Source organism: Mesorhizobium sp. M7A.F.Ca.CA.002.05.1.1 (assembly GCF_003998335.1).
In the GTDB taxonomy this organism is placed as follows: domain Bacteria; phylum Pseudomonadota; class Alphaproteobacteria; order Rhizobiales; family Rhizobiaceae; genus Mesorhizobium.
In genome coordinates this window covers 1-4,312 of sequence record NZ_RZQI01000522.1, presented here as the reverse complement: position 1 = coordinate 4,312, position 4,312 = coordinate 1, and the positions used below count along the sequence as shown (strand labels likewise).

Below are 4,312 nucleotides of genomic sequence, written 5' to 3'. Positions count from 1 at the left end.
TCGGGCAGCGCACCGCAATTCCAGGCGATCACCGGCGTACCGCAGGCCATGGCCTCGATGGCGGCGAGCCCGAACGGCTCCGGCCAGTCGATCGGGAACAGCAGGCCGGCCGCCTTGCCGAGAAATTCCGCCTTCTGGTCCTCCTCGATCTCGCCGACATAGACGATGCGATCGCCGTCGATCAACGGTTCGACCACCTCGTGGAAATAGGCGCGGTCGTCGTCGCCGATCTTTGCCGCAAGCTTCAGCTTGAGCCCCGACCGCAAGGCGATCTCGATGGCGCGGTCCGGGCGCTTGTCGCGTGAGAACCGGCCGAGGAAGGCAAGGTAGGGTTCTTCCGCCGTCGTCTCGAAAGTCGGTTCGTAGAGAGTGGTCGGCAGCCCGTGATGGATCGTCGCCAGCCAATTGGCCTTGGCAAGGCCCGCCTTCTGGCTGTGCGAAATGGAAATCAGGGGAAAACGCGGAAACCGTTCATAGGCCGGCGCCAGGTCCACATAATCCAGCCTGCCATGCGGCGTCGTCACCGTGCGGTCGGCGAGATCCTCGAAGAAGGAAAAGTGCAGGAAATGGCTGAGGTGGAAGTGGATGACATCGAACTCCGACGCCCGGTCCCTCACCTGAGCAAGCATCGAAAGATGCGCAGCGATCTCGGATTTGAGCGGACGCGGATCGAGGCGCAGCGCGCGTTCCCGGCTGGCTACCAGCGTCGCGGAAGTCTGGCTGTCGCCACTGGCGAACAGCGTCACCTCATGGCCCAGATCGACCAGCGCTTCGGTTAGATACGAGACGATGCGCTCGGTGCCGCCATAGAGCCTTGGCGGCACCGATTCATAAAGCGGCGCGACATGGGCGATTTTCATATTCCATCCTGGATGCTGGGCATGCAGGTGTGAAATGCGTCAACGCCTCGATTGGTTCCGATTTTATGATCGAGCCGTCGGCACCAGAGGCCGCAGTCGGCATGCAACTGTGCGTCAAACGGATTGCGCGATCAGGGTCAGAAAGCCACCGCTCAGGGCGACATTGCCGACGAAGCCATTGATGCGGGACGCACGATCCGGGCCCTGATGGTCCCAAAAATTGTGGAACATCGGCGTGGCAACGATCAGGAACACCAGCAGCACCGCGGCCGCGAGTGCCGTCCACAATCCTGCGATGACCAGCACGCCGGCGGCGATCTGAAGCACGATGCCGAGCCACAGCGCCAATCTTGCCTGCGGCACGCCGCGCGCAGCCATCATCTGGGTCAGGAAGGCCGCGTTCTGGATGTTGCGCAGGCCGGCGAAGACGAAGGCGCCGCCGAGCAACAGGCGAGCGAGAAACAACAAGGTTGAAGGCAAATCGGCAGGCATCAAACGCTCCCTTGGAAAGTGGAGCGCCGTCTTTCGACGGCGCTCCCAACATAAATGGACAATCAGGCGGCCTTGGCCGCCGGCATCGGGTGAATGGCCTGGAACGGAATGCACAGCCGGTTCCAGGTGTTGATCATGCCGAGCGCAACGGACAGCTTGACCAATTCCTCTTCCGAGAAATGCTCGAGCGTCTTTGCATAGAGCTCGTCCGGCACGCCATTGTTGGCGATCAGGGTGACGGCCTCGGTCCAGGCCAAGGCGGCGCGTTCGCGCTCGGAAAACAGCGGCGATTCCTTCCAGGCTGAAACCAGGTAGAGCCGCTGCTCGGTCTCGCCGTCGCGCCTCGCCTCGCGGCTATGCATCTCGACGCAGTACGAGCAGCCATTGATCTGCGACGCTCTGAGTTTGATCAGGTGCAGCAGGCTCACCTCGAGCCCGCATTCGTCCACCGCCTTGTTGAGCGCCGACACGGCCTTCATGATCTCCGGCGCCTTGGCGAAAAATTGCAGCCTCTGTTTCATCTTCTTGTCCTTTCAAATCTGCCTGGGTTTGGGTCGGCGGGGTTAACTGGATTTCTGCGGCCGCTGGTGGCGCTCGACGAAGGCGCAGCTCGCGGCAAGTGACCTGGGATCGCCTTCTGCCGCATAGGTGGCCACGATATCGGACAGCTTGGTCTCGGCGAGCGCGGCGCGATAGGCGCGCTCGGCCTTCAGCATCGCCGCGTTGATGCCGCAGGGTTTGACATAGGCTGAAGCATCGAGCTTCACCGGACCGCGCTGGCGTATCTCGCCGCAACGGAAGGCCGGCTCGCGGCCCTCGACGGCCAGCACGATGTCGAGCAGCGTGATGCGCTCGGCCGGCCGCGCCAGCCGATAGCCACCGGCAGGCCCGGGCACCGATTCCAGGATGCGCGCGGCGCTCAGCATGTTGAGATGCTTCAGCAGATAGCTAGGCGACAGGCCAAAGGCCTCGGCGAGAGCAGCGCCAGGCATGGTGCTGTTCCCCTCCACACTCGCCAGCGTGGCAGCGCAATGGATGGCTGCCTCAACGCCCTCGCCCAGTTTCATTGGATCGGCTCCTTTATCATGGATATATATTATCGTGGATAATTCTTATCTGCAATAGGAAAATGCAGAGTCGTCCGCTTTCGAAAAAGGAATACGTTGGTGATTGGCGAAATCGGCGATGACAGCGTCTTTCTCCCCGTCACTATACGGGGGGGAAGAGAAGCTGCTGCGCCCTCGGCGCTCTTCTCGTGACGTGTCCCTATTCCGCTGCCACCTTGGCCATCGGGTTGTTCGGGTGCGTCGTCCAGTTGGCATAGACGGGCGATACCGGCCTGCCGGTGCGCTGGTCCATCACGCCGGCTGCCAGCGGCTCCATGGTGATGCAGTTCTCGACCGGGCAGACATTGACGCAGAGATTACAGCCGACGCATTCGGCCTCGCTCACCTCGAAGTGCCTGACGCCGTCGACCATGCTGGTGATCGCCTGGTGCGAAGTGTCCTCGCAGGCGATGTGGCAGCGGCCGCATTTGATGCAGGCATCCTGGTCGATACGCGCCTTGGCGACGTAGTTCAGGTTGAGATACTGCCAATCGGTCACATTGGGCGTGGCGCGGCCGACGATGTCGTTGAGCGAGGCGTGCCCCTTCTCGTCCATCCAGTTTTCGAGGCCCGCGATCATTTCCTGCACGATTTTGAAGCCATAGGTCATCGCCGCCGTGCACACCTGCACATTGCCGGCGCCGAGCGCCATGAATTCGGCCGCGTCACGCCAGGTGGTGATGCCGCCGATGCCGGAGATCGGCAGGCCGCGGGTTTCTGGATCGCGCGCGATCTCGGCCACCATGTTCATGGCGATCGGCTTCACCGCCGGGCCGCAATAGCCGCCATGCGAGCCCTTGCCGTCGATTGTCGGCTGCGGCGCGAAGCTGTCGAGGTCGACACCGGTGATTGAATTGATGGTGTTGATCAGCGACACCGCATCGGTGCCGCCGGCATGTGCCGCCCGTGCGGGCTTGCGCACATCGGTGATGTTGGGCGTCAGCTTGGTGATGACGGGCATGCGGGTGTTCTGCTTGCACCAGCGCACCACCATTTCGATATATTCCGGCACTTGGCCGACAGCCGCGCCCATGCCGCGCTCCGACATGCCGTGCGGGCAGCCGAAATTCAGCTCGATGCCGTCGGCTTCGGTCTCCTCGACCACCGGCAGGATCGCCTTCCAGGCCTCCTCGACGCAAGGCACCATCAGCGAGACGACGATGGCGCGGTCGGGCCAGTCCTTCTTGACCTGCTTGATCTCGCGCAAATTGACCTGCAGGTCGCGGTCGGTGATCAACTCGATGTTGTTGAGGCCGAGCAGGCGGCGGTCGGCGCCCCAGATCGCGCCATAGCGCGGGCCGTTGACGTTGACCACCGGCGGGCCTTCCTCGCCGAGCGTCTTCCACACCACGCCGCCCCAGCCGGCCTTGAAGGCGCGGATGACGTTGTAGGCCTTGTCGGTCGGCGGCGCCGAGGCAAGCCAGAACGGATTGGGCGACTTGATGCCGACGAAATTGTTTCTGATATCTGCCATGCTCATGCCCTCCCGTTCGAGGTCAGTGCCCGGTTGATGCTCTCCGCAGCGTCGCGCCCCTGCGCGACCGCCGAGACGGTGAGGTCGTCGCCACCGAAGATGCAGTCGCCGCCGGCCCAGACCCTGGCAAGCGACGTACGCCCTTCCGCATCCACCTTGATGCGGCCGGCTTCGAGATCGATCGACGCACCGCTGCCGTTGAGGGCTGCCGGCACAAAACTCTGTCCGATCGCCTTGAACACCTGGTCGGCAACGAGCGTCAGGGTCTCGCCGGTGCCGGCAAGCCTGTCGCCGTTCATGGCGGTGTATTCGAGTTCGATGCCCGACACTTTGCCGCCCTCGGCGATCACCCGCTTCGGCTGCAGCCAGTGGCGGGTGGT

At 63.1% G+C, this 4,312-nt stretch carries 6 protein-coding genes; all 6 read right to left on the bottom strand.

Annotated elements, in window-relative coordinates:
- Positions 1-860 (bottom strand): glycosyltransferase family 4 protein (locus tag EN939_RS23025; RefSeq protein WP_164751155.1); only part of this gene is annotated, 860 nt, incomplete at its 3' end.
- 114 nt (positions 861-974) lie between these two features.
- The gene (locus EN939_RS23020; protein ID WP_127269914.1) at positions 975-1,352 is read right to left on the bottom strand and encodes a DoxX family protein; all 378 of its coding nucleotides are present in this window, start codon (positions 1,350-1,352) and stop codon (positions 975-977) included.
- A gap of 62 nt (positions 1,353-1,414) precedes the next feature.
- Positions 1,415-1,873: a carboxymuconolactone decarboxylase family protein gene (locus tag EN939_RS23015; RefSeq protein ID WP_127269912.1), complete on the bottom strand. Its 459-nt coding sequence runs from the start codon at positions 1,871-1,873 to the stop codon at positions 1,415-1,417.
- Between the two features lie 42 nt (positions 1,874-1,915).
- Positions 1,916-2,419, bottom strand: coding sequence for an RrF2 family transcriptional regulator (locus EN939_RS23010; protein ID WP_024501511.1), 504 nt, complete (start codon positions 2,417-2,419; stop codon positions 1,916-1,918).
- Positions 2,420-2,618: 199 nt separating this feature from the next.
- Entirely contained in the window at positions 2,619-3,932 is a 1,314-nt protein-coding gene (preA, locus tag EN939_RS23005) for an NAD-dependent dihydropyrimidine dehydrogenase subunit PreA (protein ID WP_127269910.1), read from the bottom strand.
- A gap of 2 nt (positions 3,933-3,934) precedes the next feature.
- A partial coding sequence (locus EN939_RS23000) for an FAD-dependent oxidoreductase (protein ID WP_164751154.1) occupies positions 3,935-4,312 on the bottom strand: 378 nt, incomplete at its 5' end.

What these genes read in the sequence shown, in the direction of transcription:
- EN939_RS23020 (WP_127269914.1), bottom strand. Translation starts at nt 1,352, where the DNA reads ATGCCTGCCGATTTGCCTTCAACCTTGTTGTTTCTCGCTCGCCTGTTG.
- EN939_RS23015 (WP_127269912.1), bottom strand. Translation starts at nt 1,873, where the DNA reads ATGAAACAGAGGCTGCAATTTTTCGCCAAGGCGCCGGAGATCATGAAG.
- EN939_RS23010 (WP_024501511.1), bottom strand. Translation starts at nt 2,419, where the DNA reads ATGAAACTGGGCGAGGGCGTTGAGGCAGCCATCCATTGCGCTGCCACG.
- preA (WP_127269910.1), bottom strand. Translation starts at nt 3,932, where the DNA reads ATGGCAGATATCAGAAACAATTTCGTCGGCATCAAGTCGCCCAATCCG.